This is a genomic window from Mycolicibacterium pyrenivorans (genome assembly GCF_025821625.1).
GTDB lineage: Bacteria > Actinomycetota > Actinomycetes > Mycobacteriales > Mycobacteriaceae > Mycobacterium > Mycobacterium pyrenivorans.
The window spans coordinates 1-514 of sequence record NZ_JACKSH010000176.1 but is presented as its reverse complement, the minus strand read 5'-3'; the positions used below and the strand labels follow the sequence as shown (position 1 = coordinate 514).

The 514-nt window shown below is 67.3% G+C and carries 1 protein-coding gene and 1 pseudogene; both read right to left on the bottom strand.

The features are described 5' to 3' along the window. Positions 1 to 332 (bottom strand): L-histidine N(alpha)-methyltransferase (locus tag H7I57_RS20425; protein WP_264025646.1); only part of this gene is annotated, 332 nt, incomplete at its 3' end. A 34-nt stretch (positions 333 to 366) separates the two neighbouring features. Then, positions 367 to 514, bottom strand: a pseudogene (locus tag H7I57_RS20420) (ergothioneine biosynthesis protein EgtC); the annotation flags it as partial.

The following is a 514-nucleotide window of genomic DNA, read 5'->3' as shown; positions in this document are numbered from 1 at the left end:
AACGCGGCGGCGTCGCGGAACGCATCGAGCAGGATGCGCGTCTTCTCCGACGTACCACTGCCCAACTCGACCAGCGTGTCCGCACCGGAAGCGCCCACGATGGCGCCGGCCGCCTCCTGCAGGATGTGCGCCTCGGTACGGGTCGGGTAGTACTCGGGCAGGCGGGTGATCTGATCGAACAGATCGCTTCCGACGGCGTCGTAGAACCACTTGGGCGGCAACGATTTCGGCGACTGCGACAGGCCCTCCCGGACGTCGCGTCGCAGCGCCCGGGGCGCCCAGTCGGCAGCGAGATGGTTGATAAGCAGCGGTGCCGTCTTGCTCGGTGTCATTGCGGTCCTCTTCTCCAGTTCAGGCCGGGCCAGTTCAGGTCAATGGCGTCATCGCGACCCCGGCGGCCGTCACCTCGACGAGATGACGATCCGGGATGTCCTGCCAGTCGGGTTGGTCGTCGTAGGGCTCGCTGGCCACCACAACCCCGTCGGGGCGACGCAGTACCGACAACGTGTCGCCC